18 protein-coding genes are annotated in these 12,316 nt (G+C 31.2%); 5 read left to right on the forward strand and 13 right to left on the reverse strand.

Features of this window, described 5'->3' with window-relative positions; genetic code table 11:
• The first annotated feature begins 129 nt into the window (after nucleotides 1-129).
• Nucleotides 130-513 (forward strand): START-like domain-containing protein, encoded by a 384-nt coding sequence (locus KLA_RS09615; protein ID WP_013622743.1) that lies wholly within the window; start codon nucleotides 130-132, stop codon nucleotides 511-513.
• 54 nt (nucleotides 514-567) lie between these two features.
• Entirely contained in the window at nucleotides 568-1,413 is an 846-nt protein-coding gene (locus tag KLA_RS09620; protein WP_013622742.1) for an aminotransferase class IV, read from the forward strand.
• Here KLA_RS09620 and KLA_RS09625 read toward each other — a convergent pair.
• The 5 genes from KLA_RS09625 to KLA_RS09645 form a co-directional block, all read right to left on the reverse strand.
• A complete protein-coding gene (locus KLA_RS09625) occupies nucleotides 1,410-1,970 on the reverse strand; it encodes a YqgE/AlgH family protein (protein ID WP_013622741.1) in 561 nt (186 codons plus the stop codon). The genes KLA_RS09620 and KLA_RS09625 overlap by 4 nt on opposite strands.
• A 114-nt stretch (nucleotides 1,971-2,084) precedes the next feature.
• A complete protein-coding gene (locus KLA_RS09630; RefSeq protein WP_013622740.1) occupies nucleotides 2,085-2,357 on the reverse strand; it encodes an HU family DNA-binding protein in 273 nt (90 codons plus the stop codon).
• 176 nt (nucleotides 2,358-2,533) lie between these two features.
• A complete protein-coding gene (gene fmt, locus KLA_RS09635; protein WP_034645401.1) occupies nucleotides 2,534-3,481 on the reverse strand; it encodes a methionyl-tRNA formyltransferase in 948 nt (315 codons plus the stop codon).
• 1 nt (nucleotide 3,482) lies between these two features.
• Nucleotides 3,483-5,381, reverse strand: a complete 1,899-nt coding sequence (locus tag KLA_RS09640; protein ID WP_034645403.1) for an ATP-dependent DNA helicase RecQ — start codon at nucleotides 5,379-5,381, stop codon at nucleotides 3,483-3,485.
• The gene (locus tag KLA_RS09645; RefSeq protein ID WP_013622737.1) at nucleotides 5,381-5,923 is read right to left on the reverse strand and encodes an AAA family ATPase; all 543 of its coding nucleotides are present in this window, start codon (nucleotides 5,921-5,923) and stop codon (nucleotides 5,381-5,383) included. Before KLA_RS09645 ends, KLA_RS09640 begins: the two co-directional genes overlap by 1 nt.
• Nucleotides 5,924-6,018: 95 nt before the next feature.
• Here KLA_RS09645 and KLA_RS09650 point away from each other — a divergent pair, with 95 nt between their 5' ends.
• The 3 genes from KLA_RS09650 to murA all read left to right on the forward strand — a co-directional run bounded on the left by KLA_RS09650 (nucleotide 6,019) and on the right by murA (nucleotide 8,392).
• Nucleotides 6,019-6,306 carry a DUF493 family protein gene (locus tag KLA_RS09650; protein ID WP_034645406.1) on the forward strand — a complete coding sequence of 96 codons (288 nt, stop codon included), beginning with the start codon at nucleotides 6,019-6,021 and terminating at the stop codon, nucleotides 6,304-6,306.
• A 103-nt stretch (nucleotides 6,307-6,409) separates the two neighbouring features.
• On the forward strand, nucleotides 6,410-7,069 hold the full coding sequence (locus KLA_RS09655) for a DUF4290 domain-containing protein (RefSeq protein ID WP_034645409.1): 660 nt from the start codon (nucleotides 6,410-6,412) through the stop codon (nucleotides 7,067-7,069).
• A 15-nt stretch (nucleotides 7,070-7,084) separates the two neighbouring features.
• A complete protein-coding gene (gene murA, locus KLA_RS09660) occupies nucleotides 7,085-8,392 on the forward strand; it encodes a UDP-N-acetylglucosamine 1-carboxyvinyltransferase (RefSeq protein ID WP_013622734.1) in 1,308 nt (435 codons plus the stop codon).
• Here murA and KLA_RS09665 read toward each other — a convergent pair whose 3' ends face one another.
• From KLA_RS09665 to folE, 8 genes are all read right to left on the reverse strand, one after another.
• Complete coding sequence (locus KLA_RS09665; protein ID WP_152536840.1) at nucleotides 8,393-8,875, reverse strand: hypothetical protein; 483 nt, start codon at nucleotides 8,873-8,875, stop codon at nucleotides 8,393-8,395. It lies immediately after the preceding gene.
• Between the two features lie 58 nt (nucleotides 8,876-8,933).
• On the reverse strand, nucleotides 8,934-9,398 hold the full coding sequence (locus KLA_RS09670; protein ID WP_013622732.1) for an SRPBCC family protein: 465 nt from the start codon (nucleotides 9,396-9,398) through the stop codon (nucleotides 8,934-8,936).
• A 2-nt stretch (nucleotides 9,399-9,400) separates the two neighbouring features.
• Nucleotides 9,401-9,868 (reverse strand): TspO/MBR family protein, encoded by a 468-nt coding sequence (locus KLA_RS09675; RefSeq protein ID WP_370511815.1) that lies wholly within the window; start codon nucleotides 9,866-9,868, stop codon nucleotides 9,401-9,403.
• Nucleotides 9,849-10,034 carry a Lacal_2735 family protein gene (locus KLA_RS09680; protein WP_013622730.1) on the reverse strand — a complete coding sequence of 62 codons (186 nt, stop codon included), beginning with the start codon at nucleotides 10,032-10,034 and terminating at the stop codon, nucleotides 9,849-9,851. The genes KLA_RS09675 and KLA_RS09680 overlap by 20 nt, the downstream gene beginning before the upstream one ends.
• A 2-nt stretch (nucleotides 10,035-10,036) precedes the next feature.
• Nucleotides 10,037-10,570 (reverse strand): glutathione peroxidase, encoded by a 534-nt coding sequence (locus tag KLA_RS09685; RefSeq protein WP_051456081.1) that lies wholly within the window; start codon nucleotides 10,568-10,570, stop codon nucleotides 10,037-10,039.
• 16 nt (nucleotides 10,571-10,586) lie between these two features.
• Nucleotides 10,587-11,270, reverse strand: a complete 684-nt coding sequence (locus tag KLA_RS09690; protein WP_013622728.1) for an SDR family NAD(P)-dependent oxidoreductase — start codon at nucleotides 11,268-11,270, stop codon at nucleotides 10,587-10,589.
• Nucleotides 11,271-11,366: 96 nt separating this feature from the next.
• Nucleotides 11,367-11,588 (reverse strand): hypothetical protein, encoded by a 222-nt coding sequence (locus KLA_RS09695; protein ID WP_013622727.1) that lies wholly within the window; start codon nucleotides 11,586-11,588, stop codon nucleotides 11,367-11,369.
• A gap of 4 nt (nucleotides 11,589-11,592) precedes the next feature.
• Nucleotides 11,593-12,279, reverse strand: a complete 687-nt coding sequence (folE, locus tag KLA_RS09700) for a GTP cyclohydrolase I FolE (RefSeq protein ID WP_034645415.1) — start codon at nucleotides 12,277-12,279, stop codon at nucleotides 11,593-11,595.
• Nucleotides 12,280-12,316: the final 37 nt, after the last annotated feature.

Here is a 12,316-nt window from a genome sequence, read left to right on the forward strand (position 1 = left end):
TTTTAACGGGTGCAAATATATATATCTTTTTTCTGTTTATCAAAATTAATTTTGATAAAAATATTATAGCTGTTTTAGTTTTTTTATCATACAGAAATATATATATTGCCTTTTCTAAACATTACGAGAATGAGCGATAAAATTAACTATGAACTAGAGTTTGTGATACAATCCTCACCACAAATGCTTTACCAATATATATCTACACCATCTGGCTTATCAGAATGGTTTGCAGACAACGTTAACTCAAGAGGAGAAAAATTTACATTTATTTGGGACGGATCTGAAGAAGTTGCTAATTTATTAAAGAAAAAAAGTGATGAATTTATTCGTTTTGCTTGGGAAGATGACGATGATGATTGTTATTTTGAACTTCGTATTAAGGTAGATGATATTACATCAGACGTGTCTTTATTTATTTCTGACTTTGCTGAGGAAGATGAAGTAGAGGAAGGTAAATTATTATGGACAAATCAAATTTCTAGTTTAAAACAAGTCTTAGGATCTGCCTAGAAATTATGAAATAAACAATATCTTTGGCCTTGAATTTTTTTCAAGGCTTTTTTTATGATAAATTTTAACGGAGAACTAGTAGAAAACAATACTTTATTTTTAAATGAAGAAAACAGAGGATTGCGTTATGGCGACTCATTGTTTGAAAGTTTACGTGTTGTAAATGGAAAAATTTATTTTTGGGAAGATCATTATTTACGCTTAATGGCTTCTATGCGTATTTTGCGTATGGAAATACCAATGAATTTTACAATGGAGTATTTAGAAGAACAAATTTTAAATACTATTGAAGCTAGTAATGTACAAAATGAAGCTTTGCGTATACGATTAACGGTTTTTAGAAACAATGGAGGTTTGTACTTGCCAAATTCTAATAATGTTAGTTTTATTATAGAAGCAAAAGTATTAGAAAATGCTTTTTATGTGCACTCTAATGAGCATTATGAGGTAGAGCTTTTTAAAGATCATTATGTAAATACAGGTTTATTGTCTACATTAAAGTCTAACAACAAACTTATAAACGTTTTAGGTAGCATTTACGCTAAGGAAAATGGTTATAACAACTGTTTGTTACTTAATAACCAAAAACAAGTTGTAGAGGCTTTAAATGGTAATTTGTTTTTAGTTAAAGGAAATACAATAAAAACACCACCACTAAAAGATGGCTGTTTAAATGGTATTACACGTAAAAAATTAATTGCAAGTTTAGAGAAATTAGAGAATTATACGCTTGAAGAAGCATCTATATCTCCTTTTGAACTGCAAAAAGCAGATGAGTTGTTTGTAACAAATGCAATTACAGGCATACAATCCATTACAAAATACAGGAAAAAAGAATACGCTAATACTGTTGCTAAAGATTTATTAGGAAAACTAAATGCAATAGCTAGGTTGTCTTAGTTTAAAGCAGGGTTTTCTGGAGCATTAGACCATAAAAGGTAATCACCTCCTAATTGGTCCATTTTTTCTTTCCATAGGTTATTGGTGCATTTTTCTAAAATTAGACTTTTGTGCTCGTTTGTGGCAATTATCCAAGATTTTGACGTTAACTCATAGTCTAATTGCATAGAATCCCAACCAGAATATCCTAAGAAAAAACGAATATCATTTTGGGTAATAATGTTGTTGTTGATTAAACCAACAATTTTTTGGAAGTCACCACCCCAAAAAATACCATTAGATATTTCTATACTGCCTTCTATAAGGTCTGGTACCTTATGTATAAAGTAAAGGTTGTCTTGTTCTACGGGGCCGCCGTTATAAACTCTAAAAGAGGGTTTTATATCATCTACAAGGTCATTAATGGTATATTCTAAAGGCTTGTTTAGAATAAAGCCTACAGAGCCATCATTATTGTGTTCTGCTAATAATACTATAGACCTATTAAAAGAAACATCACCAGTTAGTGATGGTTCTGCTATAAGGAGGTTTCCTTTTTGTGGTTGGTTTATTGGCATATTATAGTGTTTATTCAATTAAATTAAATAATTTTTATGAGATATAAAAGGTAACCACACAAAAAAAAGCGCTTCTACAGGTAGAAGCGCTTTTATATTTTACAAAAGTAAAGCTTAGTTTACAGAGTTGCTTAACTCAGTACCTGCTTTAAATTTAACAACGTTTTTAGCTGCAATCTTGATAGTTTTACCAGTCTGTGGGTTTCTACCGTCTCTTGCTTCTCTTCTAGTCACAGACCAAGATCCAAAACCAACTAAAGAAACTCTGTCACCTTTTTTAAGTGATCCTTCTACGTTTCCTAAAAAAGATTCTAATGCTTTTTTTGCTGCTGCTTTAGTGATGCCAGCGTCAGCTGCCATAGCATCGATTAATTCTGTTTTGTTCATAATTAAATTAAATTAATTGTTGTTTTTAATAACTTATATTCTACTAACAAATTTATATGGATTTAACGTTAACGCAAGTAAATTGCAGGGAAATGCATCATTTTGTTAATAACTAAGACTGTTTGTTAATAAAGTAGGGCTTTTTCTACGTCTTTTTATGTTAAAAATGGGCTTAGCTAGTCTAAATATGCGGTTTCTTTTAATTGTAAACCGTTTAAAACATCGCTAGTTTTCATTCTTCGCTTACCAGAAAGCTGTATTTCTAACAATTTTATGTACCCATTAGGTACGGCTACTTTTATAGTTTTTTTATCAAAAACTAATTTTCCGGGGTTTAGGTTATGTGTTTCTTCTATTAATTCTGTAGTGTAAATTTTTAAATCTATTTTACTATCATTATTATATAAAGTAGTCCAAGCTGCAGGATACGGACTAAGACCTCTTATTAAGTTGTAGGTTTTTGTGGCATCTGCTGTCCAATCTATTTTACAGGTGTCTTTATGTATCTTGTAAGCTAATTTTAAATTGCTATTTTCTTCTTGCTTTTTTGTAGTTACTTCTTCTTTTTCTATTAACTCTACAGTTTCTATAACAAGTTCTGCTCCTAAATGCATAAGCTTGTCGTGCAATGCGCCAGCATTTTCAGTAGCAGAAATGTTTGTTTTTTTATGTAGAATAGTTTCTCCTGTGTCAATTTTATCATCTATAAAAAAAGTAGTAACACCAGTTTCTGGCTCCCCGTTTATAATAGCCCAATTAATAGGAGCGGCACCGCGGTATTGTGGTAATAAAGAAGCGTGCAAATTAAATGTGCCATATTTAGGCATTTGCCAAACCACTTTAGGTAACATCCTAAATGCAACAACAATTTGTAAGTTAGCCTCAAGAGCTTTTAATTCTTCTATAAAAGCAGGCGCCTTTAGGTTTGTAGGTTGTAAAATAGTAAGGTTGTTTTTCTCTGCATATTGTTTTACTGCAGAAGTGTGTATTTTTCTACCACGCCCAGCTGGCTTGTCTGGAGCTGTAATTACACCAACCACATTGTATTTGTGTTGTATTAAACTATTTAAAATGGTAACGGCAAAGTCTGGCGTTCCCATAAAAACAATACGTAAATTACTCATATTATTGTAGGGTATATTTATTTTCTGTGTTAATATCTATTTTGTTATCTTCTAATAAAAGTTGTAAAGCTTCTAAAACTGTTTCTTGTCTGTAAGGTAATAATTGTATTAATTCTCTAGAACTTAAATTGTTATTTTTTAGTTTATCTATTATTTCTGATGTTATGAGCTCTAAAATACTATTGCTAGTGCTGGGGCCTTTACTAATACACACATCGCACTTGCCGCATTTTTCTTTTTTTTCACCAAAATAGGCTAGTAGTTGTACATTTCTGCAAATTTTATCATTATTAATGTACTGCAGTATAGCATCAATATTATTTATTTTAACCTGTTGTAATTCTTTTACTTTTTTAGAGAATGAATTAATTGTTTGGTCATCTTCTCTAGGAACTAAAAATGTAAGTTCTAAATCGCTATTTTGTGCAGTGTAATTTACAATTTCATCTTTTTGAAGCTTTTCTAATGCTTGAAGAATTGTATTCTCATCAACTGTAATTTTTTTAGCTAGTAAAGAGGTGTTAATTTTAATAGGATACTCAAAAATACCACCATAGGTTCTTAATAACGCTTGTATAATTGGTACAAGTTTGTGGTGGGTACTTAGGTATTGGTTAAGTGTAGGCTTATTAGCTATAAATTGTACAGTGGCTTGTTTATTGTAGTTTTCTACTAATGATATTACAGAGTGTTGATCTAATATTTTTAGTGCATTATAAGTTAGCATTCCTTTTAACTTATATGTATTGCAAAAATTATTAAAGTTTAATTGAAAAGTCTCTTGTGTATCCTCACCATATGATATCTGAAAATAGTTGTTTAACTTATTATATAGGTGTTTTAAAAAAGCAATATTTGGTAAAACACTTAAAAATTGTTGTTTAACCTGGTTTTCATCTTCTTTGTTTAAAAGTAAAATAGCACTAGACTCTTGTTGGTCTCTACCAGCTCTACCAGCTTCTTGGTAATAATTTTCTATACTATCTGGAATTTGGTAGTGTACAACCAAACGAACATCTGGTTTATCTATACCCATACCAAAAGCATTGGTAGCTACTATAATTTTGGTAGTATTATTTAGCCAGTTATTTAGTACTGTTTTTTTATCTTTTTTAGGAACACCACCGTGAAAAAAAGTAGTAGCAAATCCGTTTGTGTTTAGGTAGTTAGATATTTGTTCTGCTAATCTTCTGGTTCTAACATAAACAATAGCACTATTATTGGTTTGTGCACAAAGTTGTTTTAATTGGTACATTTTATCCTCTGTCCATAAAACCTTATATGTAATATTATCTCTAGAGAAAGAATCTTTTATAGTTAAAGAGTTTCTAAACTGAAGATTTTCTGTAATATCTAATGCTACTTTTTTAGTAGCTGTAGCAGTTAAAGCAATAACTGGTACAATAGGAAAAATGTCTCTTAGTGTACTACAATTTTGGTATGCAGGCCTAAAATCGTTTCCCCATTGAGAAATACAATGTGCCTCATCAATTGCAATGAGGTTTACATTCATTTGTTGTAAGCGCTCTTTAACCAAGTCTTGTTGTAAACGCTCTGGTGATAAGTACAAAAATTTGTAGTTGCCAAAAACGCAATTATCTAAAAGGTTGTTTACCTCTTCAAAAGAAATACCTCCGGTAAGTGCCAATGCCTTTATGCCTTTATCTTTTAAGCTATTTACTTGGTCTTCAATTAAAGCAATTAAGGGAGATACTACAATGCAAATGCCCTCTTGTAATAGAGCGGGTACTTGGTAGCAAACAGATTTTCCTCCTCCAGTAGGTAATAAAGCTAAAACATCTTTTTGCTCTAAAACAGCAGCAATTATTTTTTGTTGCGAGCCCCTAAAGCTGGCATAGCCCCAGTATTGTTGTAAAATATCTTGCGGACTCTTATGCACTAGCTAATATTTAGAGTTTTTAAAATAAAATTAGTACGCTCTTCTACAGTACCTGTTGGTACAATAATAGGAGTGTAGCCAAAATCTCTATATGTTTTATCTAACAAATTATGCAGCCTTTTAGCTTCTTCAAAATCCTCATACCTTTCATTGTCGTTAGAGTGAATTTCTTCCCAAGGCGGAAAAATAAAAACAACATCATATTTTGTATTTGTACAAGCTTGGTTGTAATTATCACCATAAGCAATGTCTGTTCCGTTTAAATAAGCAACAACGTCTGGTACACCACGATCAAGAAAAACAATATCCTTGTTTAGCTCATTGGCATTTTGGTATTGTTTTATGCGCCCTTCTAACAACTTATCACTAAATAATAAAGGATTAGTTAAAAAAAGTTGCGTAATACCTTCTTCTCTGGCAGCTAAGGTAACATCTCTAGATATTTCATGTAAACAAGTATACCCAAGAGCATCTATTTTATTAATAACTGTTGTTTTTCCTGTACTAGGACCGCCTGTAATAACTATCTTTTTTGGTTTCAATATGCAAAATTAATGTTACAAAGATAACTAAAATAGGAACTACACAAAAAGTAGTATAAAATACAGTATTACATTATATTTGTAAAAAATAAAGTATGAACAAGGATAATCCAGAAGAATTTTATGCAAGGTTAAAGGAACAACTAGAGTTAAACAACAGTTGGCCATCTAATTACCTGTATAAATTTATTATTCCTACAGATGTAGAAAAATTTAAGCAAATAGAAGAAGTTTTTAATAATACAGGAGCAGTTATAGAGTCTAAAAAGTCTAAAAACGGTAAATATACAAGCGTTTCTGTAACTGTGAATTTAAAAAATCCGGATGCTGTTATAGCAAAATATACAGAAGTTGGTAAAATAAAAGGAGTAATATCTTTATAAAACCACCTATAAATGGTGTTTGTTTTATTTATTTTAGTACTTTGCAGAACCTAAGCGTATAACTTCACGTTTAGAATATAAATTAGCATAAATCTTTTTTAGTTTGAATTTAGTAGAAAACTTACAGTATAATACTGAGCGAGACCAGCTCATTATTCCAGAATATGGTCGTCATTTTCAAAAAATGGTAGACTACGCAGTATCTATAGAAGATGCAGAAGAACGCAACAAAGTGGCTAAAGCTATAATTAGCGTTATGGGTAATTTGCAGCCTCACCTTAGAGATGTGCCAGATTTTCAGCATAAGCTTTGGGATCAGTTATTTATAATGTCAGATTTTAAATTAGACGTAGAATCTCCTTTTCCAATAACAACAAAGGAAATGTTGCAAGAGCGTCCAGAACCATTAGAATATCCTCAAAACTTTCCGAAATACAGATTTTACGGTAATAACATTAAGCGTATGATAGATGTTGCTGTAGAATGGGAAAAAGGAGATATGAGAGATGGTTTAGAGTATGCAATTGCTAATCACATGAAAAAGTGCTACCTAAATTGGAATAAAGATGTTGTAGATGATAGTGCTATTTTTAATCATTTATATGAGTTAAGTGATGGCAGAATAGATTTAGCAGCAAAAAATGAAACACTAACAGATAGTGGTCAGTTTTTAAAGAATAGGGTTGCAAAATCTAACACTAGATATACAAACGGAAAAAATAATCAGAGAAATAACAACAACCGAGGTAAAAAACGGTACTAAATAATATAGTCTTTAATGGGGACATTTAAAATTGAAGGCGGTCAACGTCTGCAAGGAGAAATTACTCCGCAAGGAGCAAAAAACGAAGCATTACAAATACTATGTGCGGTATTATTAACACCAGAAGAGGTGCAAATTAATAACATACCAGATATTGTAGATGTAAATAAACTTATAGCTTTATTGGAAGATTTGGGTGTGAAAATCCAGAAAAGAGGTAAAGGATCTTACACTTTTAAGGCAGATGATGTAAATTTAGATTACTTACAGTCAGACCAATTTAAGGAAGATGGTCGTGGTTTACGTGGTTCTATTATGCTTGTTGGGCCGTTATTAGCACGTTTTGGAAAAGGATACATACCTAAGCCAGGCGGAGATAAAATTGGCCGTAGAAGATTAGATACGCATTTTGAAGGTTTTATTAACCTAGGCGCTAAATTTAGATACAATAAAGAAGAGTATTTTTACGGAGTAGAGGCAGATAAGTTAAAAGGTACTTACATGCTTTTAGATGAAGCCTCTGTAACAGGAACAGCAAACATAGTAATGGCGGCTGTTTTAGCAGAAGGAACAACTACAATATACAACGCAGCCTGTGAACCATATTTACAACAGCTATGTAAAATGCTTAACCGTATGGGGGCAAAAATTACAGGTGTAGGCTCTAATTTATTGGTTATTGAAGGTGTAGATGAGCTTGGCGGTACAGAACACAGAATGTTACCAGATATGATTGAAATTGGTAGCTGGATTGGTCTTGCTGCTATGACAAAAAGTGAGCTTACTATTAAAAATGTTAGTTGGGATGATCTTGGGCAAATACCAACTGTATTTAGAAAATTAGGTATTACACTAGAACGTAAAGGTGATGATATTTATATACCAGAGCATAAAGATGGGTATGAAATACAAAATTATATAGATGGTTCTATTTTAACAATAGCAGATGCACCTTGGCCAGGCTTAACACCAGATTTGTTAAGTATTATATTAGTTGTAGCTACACAGGCAAGAGGTGAAGTGTTAATACACCAAAAAATGTTTGAAAGCCGTTTATTTTTTGTAGATAAATTACTAGATATGGGAGCAAAAGTTATTTTGTGTGATCCGCACAGGGCAACAGTTATTGGTCACGATTTTAAATCTACATTAAAAGCAACAACAATGGTGTCTCCAGATATTAGAGCAGGGGTATCTTTGTTAATTGCAGCATTATCTGCAAAAGGAACCTCTACAATACACAACATAGAACAAATAGACCGAGGTTATGAAAATATAGACGAGCGTTTAAGAGCTATTGGAGCAAAAATTACGCGAGTTTAACTAGTTTGTAACTAACCAAAAATTTGTACTCTGTACAGTTTTTAAAATAGTCCAACCTAATAAGAATGTTAATATAATAATTCTTATTAGGTTGTTGTTTTTTATAGCACGTTTGGCTTTTTCTAAAGAACCAACACCTTTAATTATTATAGCGTGGTTTGCCTCAATAATTACATAATGTTGTACCCACAATGCACAAATAGTTATAGAGCTAACAATGGTGTATAAGTCTTGTTTGTGTACCAACTGCAAAATTATAGAAGTAAGGTGTATAGGTCCTAAAAGTATAGCAAATAAGTATATTTGGTCTCTCTTATCTCTATACCAATTTACTAATTCTTCTTTAGAGAAATAATTAAATGATGGGTATATAATAATATGGAGTAAACTAAAAACAATTAGCGAACCAAACTCAAACATAAGCCTTATAATATCAATCATTTGGTTGTAATTTAGGGTTGTGGTTAGTTTACGTACTATCATTTAAAATAGTAAAAAAAACAATAAAGGAGCTACTATTTTTAGAGTAGTGTTACTTTTTTTACTTTAAAATACCGAATAAGGACTCTAATTTTTCTTTTCTGTATTCAAAAATTTCTTCTAGTTTGGGTTTTACTAAAAAAGGATGTATTAATTGTCCTAATATTCCAAAAGGTACTTTATAATCTATAATATCCTCCATTTCTATACCACCTTCTACTTCCTTAATAAAATGTTTATGGTGCCATAACGCATAAGGGCCAAATCTTTGCTCGTCTACAAAATACTTATTTTTTACCATATGCGTAATTTCTGTTACCCATTTGGTTTTTATACCTAGTACAGGTGTTACTATGTATTGTATTATTTGTCCTTGATACATTGGCCTATCTGCACCAGATAAAATGAAGAAGCCCATATAATCTGGCGTAATTGTTTTTAAATTTTCTGGTTTAGATAAAAACTCCCAGGCTTGATCTATAGTAATAGGTAATTTTTGTTTTTTATGTAATGTATAGATTTTCATATTTAGTTATAAATTAAAATATATGCATTTAATGATGTAGCTATACACAACCAAATAATATATGGTAAAATTAATATTGATATATTTTTAACTATAGACTTGTACTTGTAAAACATATAAATTACTAGTAAAGTTAATGCTGTAATTAGTACTAAACCTATACTTATGTAATGTTGATTAAAAAAGGCAAAATTCCATCCAACATTTAAAAACCATTGTATGGCAAAAAGTAAAATAAACTTAAAGTTTTTACTCTGTTTGGCTAAAAAACCTAAATAAGCTGCAAAACAAATCATAATGAAGGTCCAGGCAGCACCAAAAACCCATCCTGGAGGCGTCCAAGGAGCTTTATTTAGTTGTGAGTACCAATTAGATTGCGCTCCGTTATCCATTAACAATACACCTAATGCTAAAGCACTAAAATTTAGTATTAAAAATAGAGTAATATATTTAGCTAATTTCATTTTCATTTTTCATTAACAGCGCTATTTTGTCTTGTATAACCTCTGCTTCTGCAAATTTAGCATCACTAGCGCTACGGTTACTAACAGAAAGAGCATGGTACTCTTTCATCAGTTTTTTGTATTGCTCTTGTAATTTTTCTACAGGTGATTTCTTTTTAAATAATCCAAACATATTTATGGTTTTAAATGTTTTGTTATTTTTTTGCTTAAGGGACTTGTAGTAGAGTAGTAGTAGTCTACAAAATTCCCGTCTTCATCAATTAAATATTTCTGAAAATTCCATTTAACAGAAGTATTTGTATTACCGTTAAGCTCTTTTTTAGTAAGCCAGGCATATAATGGGTGTTGGTTACTGCCTTTAACTTCTAATTTTTCAGTCATTAAAAATGTAACACCATAATTTCTCTGGCAAAAAGTTTTAATTTCTTCTTCTGTGCCAGATTCTTGACCGCCAAATTGGTTACAAGGTGCACCAATTATCATTAAATTGTTTTTATAGGTATCATAAAGTTTCTGTAATTCTTCATACTGACCTGTAAAACCACATTTAGAGGCAACGTTTACAAAAAGTATCTTTTTACCTTTGTAATCTTCCAAATTAATAGGTTTACCTTCTAAACCCATTACTTTAATATTGTAAATACTAGTGTTGGGTTTTGCTTTATGTTTAGATGAGCATGAAGAAAATATAGTGAGTAATGTTATCATAAGTAATGGTTTCATTTTAGAGTTTAAAATTTACAATTCCACAATCTACTTCCAGTATTTGGCCAGAAATGCTTTGTGTTTTTTCACTAATTAAAAAGCTGGCCATATGTGCAACATCTGTAGGGTCTAAAAAACGCTTTAAAGGATGTCTTTCTTTAATATTTTCAATCATTTTATCATTACGCAATAATTTAGCAGCTAAATCTGTATTAGTTACTGTAGGTGCAATAGCGTTAACACGTATGGTAGGTGCTAATTCTGCTCCTAAAGATTTAACTAAACCTTCTACACCAGATTTTGCGGTAGCAATACTAGCGTGGTATGGCATACCAAGTTTTGTGGCAACGGTACTAAATAGTACTATAGATGGGTTTGTACCATTTTTTAAAATATTTAAATAATGTTTAATGGTTTTTACAGCGCCAATAACATTAATTTCAAAATCTTCCTTAAAGTCATCTATACTTAAACGTCCAATAGGTTTTAAATTAATACTACCAGGACAGTAAATAAGGTTGTCTATAGCATCTATTTCTGGTAAATTATCTGTAAGTATATCACAGCTAAAATGTGTTAGGTTTTGGTGCTCTAACTTTGGTGCAGTTCTGCTAATAACAATAACTTTTTGTGTGCTAATAAGCTCTTTAGTAATAGCAAATCCTATTCCTTTGCTACCCCCAACAATAACAGTAGTTTTCATTAGTATTATTTTAAATTAGAGCAAAGGAATACCTGTTGGACAAGTATAGTTTGCCAATTATGTACAAATATTTTAGGGTGTTTTTTGTTAACTACACTATGGTAGTGGCTGCATATTTAGCCTTTTCTCTACTTTACGTTTTATTGCAGTAAGACGTTTCATTAAATCCATAATTTCTTCGTCCTTATTTTCTTTATAAATTGTATTAAGCTCAAGAATAAGGGATTTAGCTTCACGAGAAATTTCAACTCTTTCGCTGTTAGATAATGACTTCATCTTTCTTTTCTCAAACTCTAATGCTTTATCTATAATCTCCATATTGTTAATGTTTTAAATAGTTTTGTATTTCTGTTATTTTTGTGGCGTTGTTAAACTCACCACCATAAAAAGCAGTTACTGTTGTAGAGGTGTCATCTTTTACACCTCTAGATGCTACACATAAATGTTTGGCATCTATAATGACAGCAACGTCTTCTGTATTTAATATTTTTTGGAGCTCCACGCCAATTTGGTTGGTTAAGCGCTCTTGAACTTGTGGTCTTTTAGCGTAGTATTGTACAATTCTGTTTAATTTAGACAAGCCTATTACATTGCCAGAAGATTTGTACGCTACATGTGCTTTGCCAATAATTGGAACAAAATGATGCTCACAATTAGAGTAAAAAGTAATGTTTTTTTCAACAAGTATTTGGTTATATTGGTATTTATTTTCAAATAAAGCAATTTTTGGCTTATTTTTAGGGTTTAAACCACAAAAAATTTCATCAATGTACATTTTTGCAACACGTTTTGGTGTTCCTAGCAAAGAATCGTCTGTTAAATCTAAGCCCATAACGTCCATAATTTGCCCAAAAAGGTTTTCTATTTTTTCCTTTTTTTCTTCATCAGACAATGCAAAAGCATCTGGTCTTAAAGGTGTTTCTAAACCTGTAAACAAGTGATCGTCTCCAATATCTTCTACAGAGATATTGTTAGAAATGCTTGCTAAATTTATTGTATCTATACTCATTATAATATATAATAATTATGGCAATAAACTACTTATT

Origin of the sequence: Cellulophaga geojensis KL-A, from assembly GCF_000568425.1 — a bacterium.
GTDB classification, from domain to species: Bacteria; Bacteroidota; Bacteroidia; order Flavobacteriales; family Flavobacteriaceae; genus Cellulophaga; species Cellulophaga lytica.

Bases quoted from the DNA above. Each gene is read 5' to 3' on its own strand.
- KLA_RS09615 (WP_013622743.1), top strand. From the start codon at position 130: ATGAGCGATAAAATTAACTATGAACTAGAGTTTGTGATACAATCCTCA.
- KLA_RS09620 (WP_013622742.1), top strand. From the start codon at position 568: ATGATAAATTTTAACGGAGAACTAGTAGAAAACAATACTTTATTTTTA.
- KLA_RS09625 (WP_013622741.1), bottom strand. From the start codon at position 1,970: ATGCCAATAAACCAACCACAAAAAGGAAACCTCCTTATAGCAGAACCA.
- KLA_RS09630 (WP_013622740.1), bottom strand. From the start codon at position 2,357: ATGAACAAAACAGAATTAATCGATGCTATGGCAGCTGACGCTGGCATC.
- fmt (WP_034645401.1), bottom strand. From the start codon at position 3,481: ATGAGTAATTTACGTATTGTTTTTATGGGAACGCCAGACTTTGCCGTT.
- KLA_RS09650 (WP_034645406.1), top strand. From the start codon at position 6,019: ATGAACAAGGATAATCCAGAAGAATTTTATGCAAGGTTAAAGGAACAA.
- murA (WP_013622734.1), top strand. From the start codon at position 7,085: ATGGGGACATTTAAAATTGAAGGCGGTCAACGTCTGCAAGGAGAAATT.
- KLA_RS09665 (WP_152536840.1), bottom strand. From the start codon at position 8,875: ATGATAGTACGTAAACTAACCACAACCCTAAATTACAACCAAATGATT.
- KLA_RS09670 (WP_013622732.1), bottom strand. From the start codon at position 9,398: ATGAAAATCTATACATTACATAAAAAACAAAAATTACCTATTACTATA.
- KLA_RS09675 (WP_370511815.1), bottom strand. From the start codon at position 9,868: ATGAAAATGAAATTAGCTAAATATATTACTCTATTTTTAATACTAAAT.
- KLA_RS09680 (WP_013622730.1), bottom strand. From the start codon at position 10,034: ATGTTTGGATTATTTAAAAAGAAATCACCTGTAGAAAAATTACAAGAG.
- KLA_RS09685 (WP_051456081.1), bottom strand. From the start codon at position 10,570: ATGATAACATTACTCACTATATTTTCTTCATGCTCATCTAAACATAAA.
- KLA_RS09690 (WP_013622728.1), bottom strand. From the start codon at position 11,270: ATGAAAACTACTGTTATTGTTGGGGGTAGCAAAGGAATAGGATTTGCT.
- KLA_RS09695 (WP_013622727.1), bottom strand. From the start codon at position 11,588: ATGGAGATTATAGATAAAGCATTAGAGTTTGAGAAAAGAAAGATGAAG.
- folE (WP_034645415.1), bottom strand. From the start codon at position 12,279: ATGAGTATAGATACAATAAATTTAGCAAGCATTTCTAACAATATCTCT.